Annotated in this window: 14 protein-coding genes; 10 read left to right on the top strand and 4 right to left on the bottom strand. The window is 61.7% G+C overall.

Annotated elements, in window-relative coordinates; translation table 11 throughout:
- Positions 1-86 precede the first annotated feature (86 nt).
- Positions 87-1,169, top strand: coding sequence for an isocitrate/isopropylmalate dehydrogenase family protein (locus tag NW806_RS09295; RefSeq protein WP_414410892.1), 1,083 nt, complete (start codon positions 87-89; stop codon positions 1,167-1,169).
- Between the two features lie 24 nt (positions 1,170-1,193).
- Here the strand turns inward: NW806_RS09295 and NW806_RS09290 are convergent, their stop codons facing one another.
- Positions 1,194-2,120 carry a D-isomer specific 2-hydroxyacid dehydrogenase family protein gene (locus NW806_RS09290; RefSeq protein ID WP_414410891.1) on the bottom strand — a complete coding sequence of 309 codons (927 nt, stop codon included), beginning with the start codon at positions 2,118-2,120 and terminating at the stop codon, positions 1,194-1,196.
- A 408-nt stretch (positions 2,121-2,528) separates the two neighbouring features.
- Here NW806_RS09290 and pheT point away from each other — a divergent pair, with 408 nt between their 5' ends.
- The 3 genes from pheT (at position 2,529) to NW806_RS09275 (ending at position 8,002) form a co-directional block, all read left to right on the top strand.
- Positions 2,529-5,000, top strand: coding sequence for a phenylalanine--tRNA ligase subunit beta (gene pheT / locus NW806_RS09285; protein WP_414410890.1), 2,472 nt, complete (start codon positions 2,529-2,531; stop codon positions 4,998-5,000).
- A 100-nt stretch (positions 5,001-5,100) separates the two neighbouring features.
- Entirely contained in the window at positions 5,101-5,997 is an 897-nt protein-coding gene (argB, locus tag NW806_RS09280; protein ID WP_414410915.1) for an acetylglutamate kinase, read from the top strand.
- A 160-nt stretch (positions 5,998-6,157) separates the two neighbouring features.
- The gene (locus NW806_RS09275) at positions 6,158-8,002 is read left to right on the top strand and encodes an ABC transporter ATP-binding protein (RefSeq protein WP_414410889.1); all 1,845 of its coding nucleotides are present in this window, start codon (positions 6,158-6,160) and stop codon (positions 8,000-8,002) included.
- On the opposite strand, the gene NW806_RS09270 is transcribed toward NW806_RS09275, so the two are convergent.
- A complete protein-coding gene (locus NW806_RS09270) occupies positions 7,999-8,205 on the bottom strand; it encodes a hypothetical protein (protein WP_414393856.1) in 207 nt (68 codons plus the stop codon). The genes NW806_RS09275 and NW806_RS09270 overlap by 4 nt on opposite strands.
- Before the next feature lie 171 nt (positions 8,206-8,376).
- Here NW806_RS09270 and NW806_RS09265 point away from each other — a divergent pair, with 171 nt between their 5' ends.
- The 3 genes from NW806_RS09265 to NW806_RS09255 all read left to right on the top strand — a co-directional run bounded on the left by NW806_RS09265 (position 8,377) and on the right by NW806_RS09255 (position 10,800).
- Positions 8,377-8,748, top strand: a complete 372-nt coding sequence (locus NW806_RS09265; protein WP_414393858.1) for a hypothetical protein — start codon at positions 8,377-8,379, stop codon at positions 8,746-8,748.
- Between the two features lie 70 nt (positions 8,749-8,818).
- The gene (locus NW806_RS09260; RefSeq protein WP_414410888.1) at positions 8,819-10,330 is read left to right on the top strand and encodes an AAA family ATPase; all 1,512 of its coding nucleotides are present in this window, start codon (positions 8,819-8,821) and stop codon (positions 10,328-10,330) included.
- Positions 10,331-10,449: 119 nt separating this feature from the next.
- Positions 10,450-10,800, top strand: coding sequence for a DUF1257 domain-containing protein (locus NW806_RS09255; protein ID WP_414360780.1), 351 nt, complete (start codon positions 10,450-10,452; stop codon positions 10,798-10,800).
- A gap of 93 nt (positions 10,801-10,893) precedes the next feature.
- Here the strand turns inward: NW806_RS09255 and NW806_RS09250 are convergent, their stop codons facing one another.
- A complete protein-coding gene (locus NW806_RS09250) occupies positions 10,894-12,132 on the bottom strand; it encodes a phosphoglycerate kinase (protein ID WP_414410887.1) in 1,239 nt (412 codons plus the stop codon).
- A gap of 135 nt (positions 12,133-12,267) precedes the next feature.
- On the opposite strand from NW806_RS09250, the gene pds reads away from it, so the two are divergent.
- The 3 genes from pds to NW806_RS09235 all read left to right on the top strand — a co-directional run bounded on the left by pds (position 12,268) and on the right by NW806_RS09235 (position 15,508).
- On the top strand, positions 12,268-13,680 hold the full coding sequence (gene pds, locus NW806_RS09245) for a 15-cis-phytoene desaturase (RefSeq protein ID WP_414410914.1): 1,413 nt from the start codon (positions 12,268-12,270) through the stop codon (positions 13,678-13,680).
- Positions 13,681-13,754: 74 nt separating this feature from the next.
- Positions 13,755-14,642: a phytoene synthase gene (locus NW806_RS09240; protein ID WP_414410886.1), complete on the top strand. Its 888-nt coding sequence runs from the start codon at positions 13,755-13,757 to the stop codon at positions 14,640-14,642.
- A 50-nt stretch (positions 14,643-14,692) separates the two neighbouring features.
- The gene (locus NW806_RS09235; protein WP_414410885.1) at positions 14,693-15,508 is read left to right on the top strand and encodes an ABC transporter permease; all 816 of its coding nucleotides are present in this window, start codon (positions 14,693-14,695) and stop codon (positions 15,506-15,508) included.
- Here NW806_RS09235 and NW806_RS09230 read toward each other — a convergent pair.
- Positions 15,505-20,556, bottom strand: coding sequence for a DEAD/DEAH box helicase (locus tag NW806_RS09230; RefSeq protein ID WP_414410884.1), 5,052 nt, complete (start codon positions 20,554-20,556; stop codon positions 15,505-15,507). The genes NW806_RS09235 and NW806_RS09230 overlap by 4 nt on opposite strands.
- Positions 20,557-20,579: the final 23 nt, after the last annotated feature.

Here is a 20,579-nt window from a genome sequence, read left to right as displayed (position 1 = left end):
GTTTAAGCTTCGTTTAAGCTCAGGGGATCCCTGGCCGATTGCGGCCAAGGGGGCTCTTGTGGGGTGTCAACCAAGGAGAAGCACTTGTGGCCTATCGGGTAACGTTGATTCCCGGCGATGGCATTGGCCCGGAAGTAACCAAGGCGATGACCACGGTCTTGGAGGCCACCGGGGTGGAACTGGAGTGGATCCAGGTGGAAGCAGGGGTAGAGGTGATTGAGAAATACGGCACGCCTTTGCCGCCGCAGGTGTTGGAGTCCATCCGAGAAACCAAAGTGGCCATCAAAGGGCCCATTGGCACCCCTGTAGGCACGGGCTTTCGCTCCGTCAATGTAGCCATCCGCAAAGAGCTAGACCTCTACGCCAACCTGCGCCCGGCCAAATCTATCCCTGGCATCAAAAGCCCTTTTCAAAACATCGACCTAGTGGTGGTGCGGGAAAACACTGAAGATCTCTACGCCGGGATCGAGTTTGAAAGGGGGACCCCCGAAGCTGTGCAGGCGCGAGAGGAGATGATGCGCCTTTCCGGCAAGTTCATCCGCGAGGGATCGGCCATTGCCATCAAGCCCATCTCAGAGTTTGGCAGCCGCCGCATCGTCAAGTTTGCTTTCGAATATGCCCGCCAAAATGGCCGCAAAAAGGTAACGGCCGTTCACAAAGCCAACATCATGAAGTTTACCGACGGGCTGTTTTTGCAGGTGGCGCGGGAGGTGGCCCAGGAGTACCCCGACATCGAGTTTGAGGATCGCATCGTGGACAACATGTGCATGCAACTGATGCAAAAGCCGCAGCTCTACGATGTGCTGGTGCTCACCAACCTCTACGGGGACATCATCTCGGATCTGTGCGCTGGCATGATTGGCGGGCTAGGGGTGGCGCCGGGGGCCAACATTGGCGATGGCATCGCTGTCTTTGAGGCCATCCACGGCTCAGCACCCAAATATGCTGGTCAGAACAAGGTCAACCCCTCTGCCCTCATCCTCTCCGGGGCCATGATGCTGCGCTACCTAGGCGAGCGGGAAGCCGCCGCGAGGGTAGAAGCGGCAGTGCAGTCGGTCATTGCCGAAGGCAAATACGTCACCTATGACCTGGCCCAAGGGGAGCCTGTGGGCACTCAGGAGATGGCCGAGGCCATCGCCGCCCGCGTCCAGGAGCTCGCTCGCGTCTAAAGCCGCAGCTTCAAGCAACCCCGCTCAATAGCCCAGAACTGGATCCACCACTCCCAACAAAGGCTCCCCCAGCCGAAAGCGGCGCACGTTTTCCCGCACCCGCTCAGACAAAGCGGGGACAATCATGGCATCGGTAACAGCTGTGTGGGGGGTAACTAGGCAATTGGGCAAGCTCCAGAGGGGATGTCCAGGGGGCAGCGGCTCCGGGTCTGTAACATCCAGGGCGGCGCCCCGGATGATTCCTTCTTGCAAAGCAGCCACCAGGTCGGGAGTCACGATGTGTTTGCCGCGCGCCACATTGACCAGCCAGCAGCCGGATCCCATCTGCTCCAGCTCTGGCCGGGCGATGATCCCCTCGGTCTCGGGGGTAAGGGCCAAGGCCAGGATCACCACATCCGCCCCCGCCAGCACCGACTGCCGCTCTGCCAGCGTCACCACTCGGCCGGCTCCCGGCAAGGGATCCGCCCTGCGCCGCACTACATCGATGGCGCACTGAAAGGGCTGCAGCAGCTGGATCAGGGCCTGGGCAATGCCCCCTGCCCCAAAGATCACCACCCGCTTGCCCCAGAGGCTGGTGCCGGATCCCGGCTGCCAAGTCTGGGCCAAAGCGCGGATCTTCAGATCCCGTAGGCCGGCCAGGGTGAGGGCCAGGGCATGCTCGGCCACTGCCTGGGCGTACACCCCCTTGCCGCAGGTCCACACGTAAGCGGGATGCAAGATCCCCGCTTGGGCAAAAGGCTCCACGCCCGCCCAGGGCAACTGCACCCAGCGGATCCCTTGGCCCTCTGCCAAGCAACGCCTTAAACCTGGCACGTCGAAACCATCGGTCCAGACCAAGGCTTCTGCTTCTGAGAGGGGCACAATTTCGCCGCCCCCCGCCAGGACTGCTGCTTTCAGCCAGGGGCGAAGATCCGCAGGCTCGACGGCAATGCGCTTGCCTTGAATGCCCATTGCGGCTGTCGGAGAAGTTCTTTACCTCTTTTTGCCATCCTCCCCGCCCTAGAGGGTGGGAACTCTCGATGCCCTGCCCTAGGCTGCCTTGGTTGCCTACGGCCTGCCAAAGTACCCAGCAGGAGGGCAAAGCTTGTTGCGATTGGGGTCAGGACCTTGCTAGCCGGAAGAGATCCCAAACCGAGGGAGGAAAGGCAACTGGAAGAGTCTAGCCTGAAAAGTGATGCCTCTGCTTACCTCTGGCCTATGACGCTTTCCGAGTTCCTGCTCCTGATAGCCCTGCTCTTTCCAGGCATCTTGCTGTCATTGATCCTCATGGCCACCTTTGCTGCCGGGGGATAGGGAGTCTCTTGCCGGTTTTGGAGGGGGATCTGATAATGGGTGCGGCGTTGGCACCCTGGAGTAGCGATGCGCATCTCCTTGAAGTGGCTGCGGGAACTGGTGGATTTTGAGCTTTCCCCGGAAGAACTGGCGGAAGCCCTCACCATGGTGGGCTTTGAAGTAGAGGAGATTGAGGATCGCCGACGTTGGGCAGAGGGAGTGGTTCTGGGCAAGATCCTGGCTGCCGAGCCCCATCCCAATGCCGATAGGCTGCGGGTCTGTCAGGTGGATTTGGGAGGCGAACGGCCGGCCACGATTGTCTGCGGAGCTGCCAACGCCCGTCCTGGCCTGCTGGTTCCTGTGGCTACACCAGGCACCCATTTGCCGGCGGTGAACCTGACCATCGCCAAAGCGGAAAAGCGAGGGGTGCTCTCGGAAGGCATGATCTGTTCTCTGGCTGAGCTGGGCCTGGAGAAAGCTTCGGCGGGGATCCACGAATTTCCCCCCGATTTGGACCTCAAGGCTCATCCGCTGGGCTCTGATGTGCGCCCCCTGCTGGGCCTGGACGATGTGGTGCTGGATCTCACCTCCACCGCCAACCGGGCCGACGCTCTAAGCATGGTGGGGATTGCCCGCGAGGTGGCCGCTCTTACCCGCAACCCGCTACGCCTGCCACCCGTCCAGCCCCTGCAGGCTCTGCCCATCCCCAACTTCCAGTTGCGCATTGCCAATGCCAAAGCTTGTCCCGCCTACAGCGGCGTGCTGATTGAGGGGGTGAAGGTTGGCCCTTCCCCCGACTGGCTCAAACACCGGCTGGCCGCCGCCGGCATGCGCTCCATCAACAATGTTGTGGATGTTACCAACTTGATCCTGCTGGAATGGGGCCAGCCCCTGCACGCTTTCGATTGGGATCGCCTACTGCAGGTCATGGGCAAGGAGGAACCCACCATCGAAGTGCGCTTTGCCCAGCCGGGAGAAACCCTGAAAACTCTGGACGGCCAAATCCGTACTTTGCACGCTGAAAACCACCTCATCGTTGCCGGCAGCCGACCGGTGGCCCTGGCTGGCGTCATGGGAGGGGAGGAGACGGAAGTAGACGCAGCCACCACCAAGGTTTTTCTGGAGGCAGCCCTCTTTGACCCCGTGGTCACGCGCCGCTCGTCCCGCTTGCAGGGGCTGCGCACCGAAGCCTCGGCCCGCTATGAGCGAGGGGTTAACTTGGCTACCCTTGAGCTGGCGCGGGATCGGGCGGTGCAGTTAATCTTGGAGCTGGCTGGAGGCGCGGTGGTGGGCCTGACCACGTTTGACCAGCGGCCACCCTTGGAGCGGACGCTCCAGCTGCGGCTGTCGCGGCTTATTGACGTGCTGGGGGACGAGGTGCGTCCAGAGGAGGTGGAGGAAATCCTGTCGGCGTTGGGCTTTCAGCTTTCCCGCTCTCAGGCAGTTGCCCCCAAGGCCGACCCCGCTACCGCGACGGCCAGCGTGGCTAGCTGCGTTTGGCAGGTATCTGTTCCCCCCCATCGCTTGCGGGATGTCGAGCGAGAGATCGACCTGATTGAGGAGTTTGCCCGCCTCTACGGCTACAACCGCTTCTCCGAAACCCTGCCCACGGAGCCGCTGGTGGGATCCCTCTCGACACGGGAGACTTTGACGCGGCAAATTCGCGAGGTGATGCGGGGCATTGGCCTGACGGAGGTGTACCACATCTCCCTTTGTCCAGCGGACGAGGACAGCTCCCTGGTCAAAATCGCCAATCCGCTTTCCCCCGAGTACTCCGCTGTGCGCAAGGCGCTGCTGCCTGGCTTGGTGGAGGCCTTCCGCTACAACTGGGCCCAGGGGAATGGCCCCCTGCAGGCTTTTGAAATTGGCCACGTCTTTGCCTATGCCCCTCCCTCCAGTCCTGAGCCCTATCAAGAGGCGGAGCACTTGGGGGGCATTCTGGGCGGGGATCTCAACCCCAATGACTGGCGGCACCACAACCGGCCCATGGACTGGTTCGAGGCCAAGGGGCTCTTGGTCTCGGCACTGGAGCGGCTGGGGTTTACCCCGGAATTTCGCCCGGATCCCCCTGAGGCGCAATCGCCGCTGTTGCACCCGGGTCGACAGGCTGGCATCTGGATTGAGGGATCCCGCCTTGGCCTATTCGGGCAGCTTCACCCCCGCCTTTGCCAGGAGAAAGATTTGCCGGAGGAGGTCTATGGGTTTGAGCTGGAGTTGGATCCCTTGCTAGCCAGCCTAGAGAGGCGGGGCCGGGTGCAATTTTCCCCCTTTTCCCCTTTCCCCGCCTCGGCCCGGGACATTGCCTTCTTTGCGCCGCTGGAGCTATCGGTGGCGGAAATCGAGGAGGTCATCCGCCAGGCGGCAGGCCCTCTGTTGCAGTCGGTGCAGCTTTTTGACGAGTACCGCGGCCAAGGGGTACCGCCAGGGCAGCGCAGTCTGGCCTTCCGGCTGGTCTATCGCGCTCTGGATCGCACGCTCACCGATGCCGAAGTGGAAGCTGCGCAAAACCAGGTGAGGGCACAGCTAGAAAAGCGCTTTCCGGTTACCTTGCGCAGCTAGCCGTCTGCTAGTTTCTAGTACGATCTTCGGGAAGTTTTACACGAGACTTTTGGCCGTGCAGAGCAACGCCTCTCTTTCGGCAGCAACCAGCTCTCAGGCTGTGGCCTGTGATCCCCTAACACGGGCGCAGATTCTCCTCGAAGCCCTGCCCTACATCCAGCAGTACCAGGGGCGCATCATGGTCATCAAATACGGCGGCGCCGCCATGGTGCAGCAGGAGCGCCGAGCTGAGGTGCTGCGGGATATTGTTTTTCTTGCCTGTGTCGGCATTCGGCCGGTGCTGGTGCATGGCGGGGGGCCGGAAATCAACAGTTGGCTCCAGAAGCTGGACATCCCTTTCAAGTTTGTCGACGGCCTACGGGTAACCGATGCCGCCACCATGGAGGTGGTGGAGATGGTGCTGGTGGGCAAAGTCAACAAACAGATTGTCCAGCTCATTAGCCTGGCTGGCGGATCGGCGGTGGGGCTGTGTGGCCGGGATGGCAACCTCATTAGAGCTCGCTCCCAGGGTCGAGCGGAAATTGGCTTTGTGGGGGAGGTGAGCAGCGTCAACCCGCGGGTGCTGCACACTCTGCTAGAGGGCAACCAGATCCCGGTCATTGCCAGTGTGGCCGCTGACGAGACCGGCCAAGCCTACAACATCAACGCCGACACCGTGGCCGGGGAGCTGGCAGCCTCTTTAGGGGCAGAGAAGTTAATCCTCCTCACCGATACCCCAGGCATTCTCAGGGATCCTGAGGATCCCAGCTCCCTGATTACGCTCCTGGATATCGAGACGGCCCGCCAGTTGATCCGGACAGGGGTGGTCAGAGGGGGAATGATCCCCAAGGTGCAGTGCTGCATTCGCGCCTTGGCCCAAGGGGTGCGCGCTGCCCACATCCTGGATGGCGGCTCCCCTCACTCCCTGCTCCTGGAGCTGCTGACCGATGCCGGTGTGGGCACCAAGATGGTCCCTTCTCAGTTCTCTGCCCAGGTGGGGAACGGAGCTTCCCTCTAGTCTTCGTTCGCGACAGCGGTGCGGCAATGGGATTTGCGCCCATGGCTGAGACATTGAACCACGGCTTGGCGGACCCTTGTCGGGTTTAGCTGTGCCCCAGCTCCTTGCTGGCGCGCGCCAATCTCCACGAGGTGTCATCAGCGTTCTTGGGTAGAAGTCCGTGAGCCTTCCTACCTCTTCCTCCGAGGCCGCTTCCTCCAGGGATCCCCGAAGCGATTGGCGGCTGCTGCGGCTGCTCTGGCCCTACGCCCGGCGGCACCTGAAGCTGTTGTTGGCTGCCTTGGCCTTCCTGCCCCCCCTGGCCTTGGCGGATGCGGTGCAGCCCTTGATCCTGCAGCGGGCTCTGGATGGCCCCATCGCCCAAGCCTTTGCCCAGGGGGATAGTAGGCCCCTTGCCGGCCTCTGGCCCTACTTGGGCCTGTTGCTGCTCACGCTGCTTGTCCGCTGGGTTTTTCAAGCCTTGGAAGGGTATACCAGCCAGAAGCTGGGGCAGTTGATAACCCGCGACATCCGCAACGATCTCTTTGCCCACGTTCTGGCCCTGCCGGCTCAGTTTTTTGACCGCACCCCCGTGGGCAAGCTGATTACCCGCATCACCAGCGACGTGGAAGCGTTGGGGGACGTGTTTTCCACCGGTGCGGTTGGCATTGTCAGCGACCTGTTTACCCTGCTGGTCGTTGCCACGGTGATGCTCAGCCAGCGCTGGGATCTGGGCCTGCTGCTCATCCTCCTCGTCCTGCCTATCAGCGCTTTGGTCGTCGAGCTGCAGCGCCGCTTTCGCCTTGCCGACTTTCGCGCCCGGGAAGAGCTCTCCAAGCTCAACGCCTGGATCCAGGAAAACCTCTTGGGCATTGCCGTGGTGCAACTGTTTTGCCGGGAGCGGCTCAACAGCAAGATGTTTCAAACCATCAATCGGCGCCATATCCAAGAGGTGGATCAGACCATCTTCTACGACGCTGCCCTTTCTGCCGTTTTGGAGTGGGTTGCGTGGTTGGCAGTGGCTGCTCTCCTCTGGGTAGGCGGGCAGCAGGTCATCGCCGCTAGTAAGAGCAACTGGAGAGGATCCCTGCCCCTGCTTACGGAGCCCCTGACCTTGGGCAGCCTCTACGCCTTTATCCTCTTTTCCCAGCGCTTTTTTAACCCGCTGCGCCAGTTGGCAGAAAAGTTCACTGCCCTCCAGTCAGGGTTCACCGCTGTGGAACGCATCGACCACATCCTCAGCCTGCCGGTGACCCTTCGGGATCCCGCCCAGCCGCGCCACCTGCCCCCCACGGCCAGAGGGGAGGTGCAGTTCGAGCACGTCTGGTTTGCCTACAACCCTGGCGAGTGGGTGCTCAAAGACCTCAGCTTCACCATCCGCCCCGGCGAAAAGGTAGCGCTCGTGGGGCCCACCGGTGCCGGCAAAAGCTCCATCATCCGCCTCCTTTGCCGCCTCTACGACGTCAGCCGCGGCTGCATTCGCATCGACGGGGTGGACATTCGCGACCTGCCCCAGGCTGAGCTGCACCGTCACCTAGGGGTCCTCCTGCAGGAGGGCTTCCTGTTTTCCGGGGATATCCAGCAAAACATCACCCTAGGTGAGCAAGGGGATCTGGCCGAGGTAGAGCGGGTTGCCCGCCAACTCCACCTGCACGAGTTCATCGGTAGCCTGCCCCAGGGCTATGCCACCCCTGTGCGGGAGCGGGGCAGTAACCTTTCCAGCGGCCAGAAGCAGCTCATCAGCTTCCTGCGGGTCATGTGGCGGGATCCCAAGATCCTGGTCTTGGATGAGGCTACCGCTAGCCTGGATGTGGGCACCGAGGCCCTCCTCCAATCCGCCCTGCAAACTCTGCTGCGGGATCGCACTGCCCTCATCGTCGCCCACCGTCTCTCCGCCATCCGCGATGTGGATCGCATCCTGGTGCTGCAGCGGGGGGAGCTGAAAGAAGAGGGATCCCATGCCGAGCTCCTGGCCCGCAACGGTCTCTATGCCAAGCTCTATCGGCTGCAAGGTCTGGGTAGCTAGCGGGTCGAGCCGAAGCGAGAGCGAATTGCCCTTAGAGTGGTGAAGCTGGCATCCGCCAAAGCAATGCGCGCCCTACAGAGGAGCAGGTTGCCGCTGTCTAGGGCCGTATCTTTCAGGCTGGCCAAACCGTCGCCGGCTTGCACCAGGAAACGACGGCCCCACGTGAAGAAGCTTTTGCTGAAGGTGGCAATGAGGCGTTCCATGGGGAATGAACTTCTGCATCTCCTACTCAGCCTACTCTGCCAGCAGGGGATCTCCACAAGCCAGGAAAGCCCCCAAGAAGATCGTTACAGATTGTTAAGATTTTGCCGTCAAGACGTCAGGCTGGCTATGATGGCTTGCAAGCCCGGCGCGTAACGAGAAAACAGCTAGCCATGAGTCAGCGGCCAGAGGTTGGGGAAGGCCCAGAGGCCAAGCAAAAGGTAACGCTATATCTCTCGCCTGAACTGCACCGCAGGCTGAAGATCCGGGCTGCCGTGGAGAGGGAGCCGATGTCAGCGGTGGCCGAAAAGGCGCTTAGCTTCTACTTGCTCCACCCAGAGATCATCGAGGGAGTTCAGGGCAGTACCTACCGAGTTCACCGCTGTCCCGAGTGCAGTCACCCGTTTGTCATTCGCAACGGGGAGGTGGTCTCTCTCCGCCAACAGTCTGCCGCTGAAGCCATCCTGGAAGCGGTGGAGCCAGGATATTGGGAGGCTGCCACAGGTTCAGGGGAAGAGCGCCAGGACGCGCTGGTGCCCTGCTAGGCCGCTTCCCAGTTAGCGCCCACTTGCCTCAGCCTTTTTCCCGTTTCCCTCCGCGCAGTTGGTGTTTTCCATGCAAGAGCTCAGCATCCTCATCCAAGCTCAATACCCACTGCTTTACCTGGTTACCTCAGAGGAGGAGCGGGCGGAGGCAACCCTGGCGGCGATTGCCCGTACTCTTAGGCCGCAGCGGCGCTTGTTTACCTGGACAGTTACTCACGGCATTGTTGAATACGGCAACCCCCGCAGCCTAACCCAGCACAACACCCAGTCTCCGCAGCCCGCTATCCAGTGGGTGATGGAGCACAAAGATCCTGCCATCTTTGTTTTCAAGGATCTGCACGACTTTCTGGACAACCCTGAGGTCAAGCGCTGGCTGCGGGATGCTGTCGCCAGCCTCAAGGGATCCCACAAAACGCTTCTCCTCATGTCGCCGGTGCAGGTAATCCCAGTTGAGCTGGAAAAGGATATCTGCGTGGTGGACTTCCCCCTTCCCGACATGGCCACGCTAGAGCGCATCCTCAACCGGCAGCTGGAGCAGCTTCCGCGCGGGGGATCCCTGAGCTCCGAAACCCGAGAAAAGTTGGTCAAGGCGGCCCTAGGGCTGACGCAGGACGAGGCGGAAAAAGTTTACCGCAAGGCGGTGGTGATGCATGGCCGCCTCAGCGAGGCGGAGGTGGACATCATCCTTTCCGAGAAAAAGCAAATCATCCGCCGCAATGGCATCCTTGAGTTCATCGAAGAGGACGAGTCCATCGACGCGGTTGGCGGCCTCGAGGAGTTAAAGCGCTGGTTGCTGCAGCGTTCCGAGGCTTTTACCGAGCGAGCCCGCGCCTACGGGCTACCTGCCCCCAAGGGCTTGCTGATCCTGGGGGTGCCTGGCTGCGGCAAGTCCCTGATTGCCAAGACTACCGCTCGTCTCTGGGGCTTGCCCCTGCTGCGCCTAGACATGGGCCGCGTTTACGATGGCTCCATGGTGGGGAAATCAGAGGCCAACCTCCGCAGCGCCCTGCGCACCGCCGAATCGCTGGCGCCAGCCATCCTCTTCATCGACGAGCTGGATAAAGCCTTTGCAGGAGCAGCAGGCTCTAGCGACTCCGATGGGGGCACCTCCAGCCGCATTTTCGGTTCCTTCCTCACTTGGATGCAGGAGAAGCGCGCGCCGGTTTTCGTAATTGCCACTGCTAACCGCGTGGATCGCCTTCCTGGAGAGTTCCTGCGCAAGGGCCGTTTTGACGAGATCTTCTTTGTGGATCTGCCCAACATCAACGAGCGCATGGAAATCTTCCGGATCCACCTGCAGAAGCGGCGGCGCGATATCAGTCGCTTTGACCTGCGCCAGCTAGCCGCTGCCTGCGAAGGCTTCTCCGGCGCGGAGATCGAACAAGTTTTGATTGCTGCCATGTATGAAGCGTTTGCCCAAAACCGTGAGTTTACCCAGTTGGACATTTTGGCAGCAACGAAAGCAACTCAACCGCTATCCCGCACCATGACGGAGCAAGTGGTAGCGTTGAGGGAATGGGCCCAGCAGCGGGCTCGGCCAGCAGCAGCTGCTGTAGCCGAGTACCAACGGCTGGAGTTCTAGTAAAAGGTTGAGGCCCACATCACTGCCGCATAGGTAGAGATGGCCTCAACCCTTCGCTAGAAGTTGCCCGTTGTTTCTGTTGACGTTCCAACCCCTACACAAAGGAGGAGAGAAACACCATGTCCCATTTTAGCACTCTGCGCACCAAAATCACCGACGGCCAAATCCTGATCAACTCCCTGCGCGATCTTGGCTACACCGTTAAGCTGAACGCCGAGGTGCGTGGCTACAATGGCCAGCGTGTTCGCGCTGACATCGTGGCCCAGTTGGAGGGCGACTACGATCTGGGCTGGTCCAAGAACCCTGATGGTTCCTACGACCTGATTGCCGATCTGTGGGGCGTGGCCAAGAAGTACAACCAAACCGAGTTGATCAACTCCATCAACCAGAAGTACGCCATCAACAAGACCTTGGCTGAGGTGAAGCGTCCCGGCTTGAACAACGCCAACGTTAAGGTGGTGGTGCACTAAGCCGGATCCTCTGTCCTCATTGCTGCAGCGATCTTCAAAAAAGGGGGCTGGGCCCAGCCCCCACTTTTTTGCCTTTAAGGGGCTGCGCAGAACCTACGCTTCGCTGAGGGCAGCAATGCCAGGCAGCTCCTTGCCCTCAAGCAGTTCCAGGCTGGCGCCGCCACCCGTGGAAATGTGGGTCATCTTGTCCGCTAGGCCCGCTTTTTCCACAGCCGCCACCGAGTCGCCGCCGCCAATGATGGTGATGGCCCCGGCCTGGGTGAGGTCGGCCAGGGTGCGGGCAATGGCTTCTGTACCTGCGGCAAAGCGGTCAAATTCAAAGACGCCCATCGGCCCGTTCCAGACTACGGTCTTGCACCCCTGTAGGGCAGCCTGGAAGGCTTTGACCGATTCCGGGCCAATGTCCAAGCCCATCCAGTCTTCGGGGATGGCGTGGATGGAAACCGTTTGGGCGTTGGCTTCAGGGTCAAACTTATCGGCTACCACCACATCCACCGGCAGCAGCAGCTCGACGCCCCGGGCTTTGGCTTTCTCCATCAGCGAGCGGGCTAGATCCAGCTTGTCAGTTTCCACCAAGGACTTGCCAGTTTTAATCCCTTGGGCCTGGTAGAAGGTGAAAATCATGCCGCCACCCAGAAGGAGCTTATCCACTTTTTCCAAGAGCCGCTCGATGACGCCAATCTTAGTAGAGACCTTGGAGCCGCCGATGATGGCCGCCAGGGGCCGCTGCGGATTCTCGATGGCGCCGGAAAGAAACTGCAGCTCCTTTTCCAGGAGATAACCAGCTACAGCAGGCTGGAGGTAGGCGGTGACGCCAGCAGTAGAGGCATGGGCGCGGTGGGCGCTGCCAAAGGCATCGTTGACGAATAGATTGGCCAGCGAGGCCAGCTTGCGGGCAAATTCTGGGTCGTTGGCTTCCTCTTCGGGGTAAAAGCGAACGTTTTCCAAGAGGGCCACCTGGCCGTTTTCCAGGTTGTTCACCACCGCTTCGGCCTCAGGGCCAATGCAGTCGGGGGCAAAGGCCACCGGCTGGCCCAAAAGCTGGGCAAGGCGGACGGCTACAGGAGCTAGGCTGTTGCCCTCGCGGGTAATGTGAACAGCGCCGGTCTCTTTGTCTTTTTTGATGGGGCGGCCTAGGTGACTCGTGAGGATGACCTTGGCCCCTGCCTGGGCCAGGGCCTGGATGGTGGGCAGGGAGGCGCGGATGCGAGTGTCGTCAGTGATGTTGCCCTGAGGATCCAGAGGGACGTTGAAATCCACTCGCACCAGTACGCGCTTGCCTTTGAGATCAAAGCCAGATGACAACAGAGATCCCAGTGTTTGCTTGGCCATCTTTGTCGCTCCCCCTGGATTTTCTTCCGTATCCTACCAGGGATCGGATCCCGGCGGGAAAGCAGGGCTCTCGCAGCCGCCAGCAATTGTAACGGTTTGCAAATAGAATGGTAGTGTTGCTTGAGCGTCACCGTCATGCGCGTTGCCATTGCTGGGGGAGGGCTGGCAGGGCTGGCCTGTGCCAAGTACCTCTGCGATGCTGGGCATCAGCCGCTGCTTTTTGAGCGGCGGGATGTGCTGGGGGGGCTAGTGGCCGCCTGGAAGGATGCCGACGGCGACTGGATCGAGACGGGGCTGCACAACTTTTTCGGCGCCTACCCCAACACCTTGCAACTGTTCCGGGAGCTGGGCATCTCGGATCGCCTGCAGTGGAAGGAGCATAGCTTGATCTTCAACCAGCCAGACAAGCCGGGCACCTACTCCCGCTTTGACCTGCCGGACATTCCCGCCCCCTTCAACGCCATTGTGGCCATCCTGCGCAACAACGACATGCTCACCTGGAGCGAAAAGGTAAAGTTTGCCCTAGGGTTGGTGCCGGCCATGGTGCGCGGCCAGCGCTACGTGGAGCAGATGGATCGCTACACTCTGCTGGAGTGGCTGCGGCGGCAGGGCATTGACGAGCGGGTTAACACGGATATTTTCATCGCCGTCTCCAAGGCGCTGGCGTTTATCAACCCGGACGAGATCTCGGCCATGGTGCCCCTGACAGCCCTCAACCGCTTTTTGCGCCAGAAAGACGGCTCCAAGATTGCCTACCTGGACGGTGCCCCGCCGGAGCGGCTCTGCCAGCCGATGGTGGACTACATCGTAGCCCGCGGCGGCCAGGTGCACTTGAACGCGGCGCTGCAGGCGATTGACCTCAACCCTGACGGCAGCGTGGCCGGCTTTCGCGTCGTCACTCCTTCCGGACCCCTGCAGGTAACTGCCGATGCCTACGTCTCGGCCCTTTCGGTGGATGCGCTCAAGGAGCTGCTGCCAGCTCAGTGGTGGGGGATCCCCTTTTTCCAAAAGCTGCGCGAGCTGGAAGGGGTGCCGGTGATCAGCCTGCAGATTTGGTTTGACCGCAAGATTACTCACATTGACCACTCCCTGTTTTCCCGCTCGCCTCTTTTAAGCGTGTATGCCGACATGAGCAACACCTGCCGCGCCTATGCCGATCCCCACCGATCCATGCTGGAGCTGGTGCTGGCCCCGGCTGCCGAATGGATCGAGCGCAGCGACGAGGAGATCTTTGCCGCCACCCTGGAGGAGCTGAAAAAACTCTTTCCCCAGCATCTCACCGGCCCCAACCCGGCGCGGGTGCGCAAATGGGTGGTGGTGAAGACCCCGCGCTCGGTTTACAAGGCTACTCCAGGCCGGCAGCAGTACCGCCCCACCCAAGTTACCCCCATTCCCAACTTCTTCCTGGCCGGCAGCTACACCTTGCAGCCCTTCCTAGGCAGCATGGAGGGAGCCATCCTCTCCGGCAAGTGGGCGGCTGAGGCTATCCACAAAGGGATCCCCTCCCCAGCGGCTGCTTGCTCACGTTTGGCACCGGCAGGGGTCTAGTGCCCTATCTTCCCGTAGTGTTGAGATGTGCCTTCCTTTCTCCCTCTGGCCCTGCGCCTCTGGAGACGAGCCCAATGAGTCCGCTTGAGCAGTCCTTTGCCCTCTGCCGCCAGATCACGGCTAAGCACGCCAAGACGTTCTATTTGGGGTCCCTACTCCTGCCTCGACCCAAACGGCGGGCCATCTGGGCCATCTATGCTTGGCTGCGGCAAACGGACGAGCTGTTGGATGGGCTAGAGGCCAGCCAAGTAGAGGTGGAAGTCACCCGCCGCAAGCTGGAGCAGTGGGGAGCTCATCTGGAGTCCCTGTTCCAGGGGGGGGAGCCGCAAGTGCCCACTGACCCGGCTCTTATCCACACCATCCGCACCTACCGCCTCTCCATTGAGCCCTTCCGCGAGATGTTGCGGGGGCAGAGCATGGATCTGGACATTCGGCGCTATGCCACCTGGGAAGAGCTGCGGGTCTACTGCTACCGCGTGGCTGGGGTAGTGGGCCTGATGTGCTCCGAGATCATGGGGTTTGTGCCAGGGCGGGATGGCCGCGAGGAGGCGGTGGCCCTGGGGATTGCCATGCAACTGACCAACATTTTGCGGGATGTGGGGGAAGATGCCCGCCGGGGTCGGATCTACATTCCCCTTGAAGATCTGCGCCGCTTCAACTACTCGGAGCGGGATCTGTTTAACCATGTTATCGACGAGCGCTGGATGGCGCTCATGGACTACGAGATCCGGCGGGCTCGAGAGCTCTATGCCCAGGCGGAACGGGGGATCCCCACCCTGCAGCCGGACTCCCGCTGGCCGGTGGCGGCTTCGTTGATGCTCTACCGGCAGATTCTCAACGCCATCGAGCGCAACCACTACCAGGTGTTTCGCACCCGCGCCTATGTGTCCACGCTGGGCAAAGCCTTGGCGCTGCCGGTGGCCTGGTGGCGGTCGCGCCGCTCCAACTACTACGGCTATTAGCAAGCCGTTGGCAGTAGCGGCAGAAAACCAAGAAATAGAAAGGAAAACCTATGGTCAGCCGTGCCCTGAGCCTACCCTATCGGCAAATCTGGGAAGACAGTTTAACCATCTTCTGGCGCGACTGGCTGGATCTGCGCGGGCGGGTCTGGCAGGTGGTGGCCTCGGGGCTGGTAGCCCCCCTTATCTACATCGTTGCCTTTGGGGTGGGGCTGGGCGGATCCCTACGCTCAGAAGCCCTGGCCGATGTAGCGGGATCCACGGCGGCGGGCTCTTACCTGCGCTTTATTCTGCCGGGGATGGTGGCGCTTTCCGCCATGACCATTAGCTTTGCCGGCACCACCTTCTCCATCTGTGGAGCGCGGCTATTTACCAAAAGCTTTGAAGAGTTGCTGCTTTTGCCTGTGCATCCGCTGGCGCTGCACCTGGGCAAGGTGTTGGCCGGCATTGCCCGGGGTTTGCTGACGGCTTTGGGCGTCTTGGCGGTGGGGGTGCTAGGTACGGGGGCCTGGGGCCTGCTTCACCCCCTGGCGCTGTTGGTGCTGCTTTTGGATTGCGCCGTCTTTGCCGGCATTGGGGTCATCGCTGGCTTGAAGGTGCCCAGCCTGGAGAGCGTGGGCGTGCTCACCAACTTTTTAATTACACCCATGTCCTTCCTAGGGGCCACCTTTTTCGATCCCAGTCAGTTGCCCGCCTACCTGCAGGTTTTGGTCTACTGCCTGCCCCTTTCCTACGCCAGCATTGGCATGCGGGCGGCGGCCTACCAGCCCCTCTCCCAGTTCCCCTGGTACACGGTTGTGGTGCTAGCGGGCCTAGCGGCCATCCTAGCCCTGGTGGGAGCCTACCTGTTTTCCCACCAGCAAGACTAGTTGCCTTGGCCAAACACCTCGGGGTAGCGAGCCAGTTGCTCCCGCAGATCCTGGTCGTAGCGCAGGACAATTACCCGGTAGCCCCGCCCCAGGAGCTGAGCTCGAATCTGGTGATCCTGCTCCACTTGGGGAAGCTGGTCGTGCACAGCGCCATCACAGAAGATGCAGACGTTGGGATCATAGAAGAAGTCGACAACACAGCGGGGATCGGCAATGGCTTTCTGAGCGTCGTCGGGAAGGCGATAACCCCCTGCTGCGAGGGTCTCCAGAAAGCGGCGCTCCAGTTCCGAGCGGGGATCGATGAGCTGGCGCAGCCACTCCAGGTGCTCTTGACGGGAGCGGCCCAGGGAGCGCAGCTCGGTGCGGCTGTTGGCCAGCGCCCCCAAGAGATCCCGAATCCTGTACCGGTCGAGTTCCAACGCCTCCCTTTGGTTGGCATAGCTGAGCAGGCACTCGTAGCAGGCTGCCCGGCACTCCGGTTGCCGATCTTGGATCCCCTCTTCCGAAAGCTGGAAGTGGCAGATCTCCAGAGCCACTTGGGCCACCTCGGCAAGGGCATGGGGCTCTTCCACCAGCCGCCGCAGGACGCCAGCTCCCCCTTCGGCGGTCTCGTAGAGGAGGATGGCGCGATGGGATCCCTGGCCAATAGACTCGGCAGCTAGCTCCGTCTCCTCCAGCTCAAAGGTCTCCTCGATGCCCCGCTTGAGGGCATAGCGCAGGGTCGTTTCTAGGGCCTGCAGATTCCCCAGGCTGGGCTGAACCAGCCGCACCAGCAAGAGGTTTTGGGTAGCGCGCACTGCCAGGCGGATGGGCTGCAAGGACATCTGGCTAGACGAGCTAGCCCTATTGCCTCCAAGCTGATCTCGAGAAGGGACTTCGCCGTTGTCAAAGTTGACCAGGAAACCTCGCCCCCCACTGCCCCGCCAGCCGGAGTTGATGCGCAGCAGCGTGGCGGCTGGGGCATAGCGCAACTGCAGCAGGGGAGTTTCGCCCCTTAGCACGTCGGCTTCCTGGACGCGGTAGCCTGAACTTTCGGGAGCAAACTGAAAGAAAGTCTGCAGCTCGTATCCCTGTCGCCGCCGCTCTTCTTCGTCGGCAGTAATGCGATCCCGGCGCCGCATGCGCACATTAGGCATTTCCAGAAGCTGCGTTAAAAGGCTATTTTGCCCATCGAAGCGGGTACCGCAGACGGGGCAGCAATCCAAGGAGGGATCCCCAAAGGCCCCACAGCTAAAGCAGAGCTTGTGGCTGCTTTTGCGCTCCTCCAGGCCGCCGGGCGGAGCCTGAAAGGCCACCGATTCCCACTGGCAGCCCTCGTGGTAGAGGAAGTTGTGGGGGGCAAACTCGCGAATGGCCAAAAACCGGGGCCGGGCGATAAACTCCCCTTCGCTGCCGCGGGGCACCCAGGCCCGCACGGGCAAGGCAGGGAAGTTGTAGCCGGGCAGGAACCCTTCGCTGGCTAGGTAGCGGTAGGGGTAGAAGTCGCTTTCCTCCCGCTGGGTATCGATTTGCAACAGCAAGTTCCGCTGGCGCAGAGCCTCCTGCTGGCGGCGCCTGGCTTCCTGCTGGTCTTCCCGGCGGCGAGCCGTCTGCAGTTGCTGGTTGGCGGCTTCCAACTGTTGCGTGGCGGCCCGATAGAGCTCCCGCCAGCGGTCAAAAGCGCGGTCAAAGGCGCGGGGGGCTTCTTCAATAACCTGCTGGATCCAGCGCCGGCTAAACCAGCCGCTGCGCTCTAGCACTTCCCGGTCAGCAGCCAAGAGCGCCTCCACCCGCTCTGCCACCTCTTGGCGGGCTGCCTCCCCTAGCTGGATGGAGGCAACCACCTCTTCCCGCAGGGGCAACTCTGGCCGATCCAAGTTGAGGACCGTTTCGATGGAGTTGCCCAAGGGCAGGCGCACCTGGGCCAGCCAGACGGCGTGGATGTGGGCCCGCAGCAGCGACTCATTGGCCAGGTCCAGGCGGGGAGGTCGCACCCGTCCAGCCACCATTTCGGCCCGGCGGCGAAAGTAGTACTGGTCGTGGCTGTTGAAGGCGCCGCAGTAGCTGAGGATGAGCCCCGGCTGCCCCTGGCGACCGGCTCGACCGCTGCGCTGGGCGTAGTTGGCTGGCGTTGGGGGAACGTTGCGCAGGTGCACCAGATCCAGATCGGCAATGTCGACCCCCAGCTCTAGGGTGGGAGAGCAAATGAGGTAGGGAAGGCGGCGATCCCCGGGCTCATTGCGGAAGCGTCTCTCTCGCCGCTCCCGCTCCCCCGGCTGGACCACCTGGGCGGTGTGCTCTCTGGCCTCCAGGGATCCCAGCCCTGCTGCCCCGGCTCGGTAGAGCTCCTGAAAGAAGGGGTTGATGGGACGGCGGACAGAGGTGTAGCCCTCCTGCTGGGCGCGGCGGGAGTACAGAGGATCCGGTGGCGGCGGCAAGCCATCCCCCAGACACCAACGCAGACAGCCGGCGTCTAGCTGGTAGGCTACCTGGTCATTTTCCACGTGGCGCCGTAGCAGGCCCTGTCTGACCAGGAGAGACAGCAGGGACTCCAAAAACCTGTCGTAGGCTTCCTGGGTTAGATCAAGGCGCCTGCAGAGGAAGCGGCCAATGGCGCTGCGGGGGCCCAGGCTAAGCATTTGCCCGTTTTCCCGGGAAGGGTTCTGGCCAAAGCAGCTAGCCGTCCGCAACTCCTCATGCTCTTCCAGGCCCCAAAACTCATTGAGATATTGCTGGGCGCGCCGGCGCAGCCTTCTCTGGGGCTCTGCCTTGAGCACGGGCACATCGATGGCCAACTTGCGCCGAAACTGATCCAACAGAGCCCGCAGCAGTTGCTCTTGCTCCTCAAGGCTAGTTTGGGCAAACCAGGGGTGGAGGGAAGCCAGGGCTGAATTTTGGCAGAGCTCCCCGAGGCCGCGGTACTCGATTTTCAGCAGGCCCACCTGTTCCAAGTTGGGGTGGGTAACCCGCCAGCCGCGCCGCAGATCTTCATAGAGCCGGTATTCGGTTAGCTCGCTAAAGGTCTGCCACACTTCCTCGGCACTGGGCGAGTCGGGATCCAAAGCCGGGTTTTGGGCAATGTCGGCAAGCTCCAGGCCAGAAGCCCGCACCACTTCCTGGGCCACCTCGTCAAAGCCCAGCTCTTTTTTCTTGAGGAGGGCAGCATAGAGCGAGGCCCGCAGAAGGGCCACATGCACAAAATCGTTGAAGTGGCCGGCCTGCAGGGAGGCGTCCTGGCGGTTGTCGGTAAAAGTCAGCAGCTTGCTGCAAGCGGCCTGGGTTTGCTCGGCATGGCGCAGTAGGGAGGTGGCAAGGATGGTGGTGGCGCTGGAGCGGCCCTCGCTAGAGAGGGAAGCCAGCTTGACAAACTCCCGCTCGCGGCCCCTGTAGTACTCGCCGCAGGCCAGGCACAGGGAAAAGGGGTGGGGCTGCCACCACATCTTCTGCGCCTCCGCCTGGGGGTACTCGGAAAAGGATCCATCTGGGCGCACCCAGACCGCTTGGGGGACGCGCTTTCCCCAGTTGGGCCTGAGTCTGCCCTCAGGGGTGTACCAGTCTTCGGGGATCTGCTCCAGCGACCACTCGTTGTCAAGAGGATCCAAGCTCAGGTAACCGGCTTGCTGGTCTTCGTCCTGCTCTACCTCTTCTCCCACGGGATAGGGCAGGAACTGATCCCTGGACTTGAGGACGTGGTAGTAGTCCTGCCCACACTGGCGGCAGAACTTGACGGGGAAAAAGAGCTTGCCCTCCCCCGCCTGCATCTGCCCTTCTAGGGAAAATTGCCGCTTTTCCCGACTCTCCAGGGTGGCGTAGAGGGTGCGGCCTTGGGAGATAAACTGGTGCAGCTTGAAGGCCACTCCTCGGCTGTGGCCGTCTTTGAGGCTGCTGGCGTGGGCGAGGAACTGGCGCAGCGTTGCCGCACAGTTTTCGCTAGCGGTGCCGGTCAGTTGGGCCAGTTGGGCGGCCACCTCGGAGAGCTCCCTGGGCACGCGGCGCTTGAGGCTGCCGTCGGGACTTAACTCTAGGCCCAGCTCGTACTCCAACCAGCGCATCAAGGGGTGGCGGCGCAGGCTAGCTAGGTCGGTGGGCCAGGGGGGATCGAGGGCGGGCTTGAGCTCTTCAGGTGAAGGCGGGCCACCTTCGCTCAAAGGGGCCAGGGTCTCCTCGATAATCTGCTCCGGTGTGAAGGGATGGCCAAAGAAGCGGCTGGCGAAGTCGGCCACGGTCTGGCGGCGCTCCAGGGCACTGGCCTCGGGGCGGGAGATCATGGTGGCGCTGGTGCCAATGTGCACCAGGTTCTTGGCGGCGCAGCGTCCCTTGAGGCGGCGAACCAGCATGGCCACGTCGGCCCCCTGCCGGCCTCGGTAGGTGTGCAGCTCGTCAAAGACCAGAAAGCGCAGGCCGTTGGGGCTGAGGAAGCGCTGATCTTCGGGGCGCACCAACAGTAGCTCGGCCATCACGTAGTTGGTCAGCAGGAGCTGGGGTGGATCCCGCCGCAGGTTTTCCCGCTCGCTTTCCTCGGTTTCGCCGGTGTATTTGGCAAAGCGCAGCGGAAAGGGGCGACTGTAGCGGCGCTCATACCGCTGGCGGAGATCCTGTAAAGCCTGGTACTGGGAGTTCACCAGCGCGTTCATGGGATAGACCACTAGGGCCGTCACCTGGCCCACGGATCCCCCCTGGCGGATCCAGTTGTCGATGATGGGTAGGAAATAGCAGAGGCTTTTGCCGGAACCGGTGCCGCTGGTTACCACAAAGCTTTCCTTGGCCAAGGCTTCGGCGATGGCCTCCTCTTGGTGGCGGTAGAGACGAAAGGGTCTGCCGTCCTCAGAGCGGAAGATGCGGGCTGTTTCTTCAGTGATCCGCCCCGTTTCAGCCAACTCATCAACGGTTGGGCCGGCTACGTAGGCAGGGCTAAGCTGCACAAGCGGCTCTGGCCAGAGGTGGATCCCTTCTTCCAGAGCTTGGTCTACAAACGCCTGTGCCCGTGGGTCGGCAATGAGAAAAAAGGAGCGGACGAAATTGGCGTAGTCCTTTAGAACCCTCTCGTGCAGGTCAAAAATGGTGGCCATCCGGGCTGCTGCTCCCCAAAGCC

This window comes from Synechococcus sp. W65.1 (assembly GCF_047461615.1).
Taxonomy (GTDB): domain Bacteria; phylum Cyanobacteriota; class Cyanobacteriia; order Thermostichales; family Thermostichaceae; genus Thermostichus.
The sequence above is the reverse complement of the archived record's forward strand: the minus strand, read 5'-3'. Positions and strand labels throughout refer to the sequence as shown.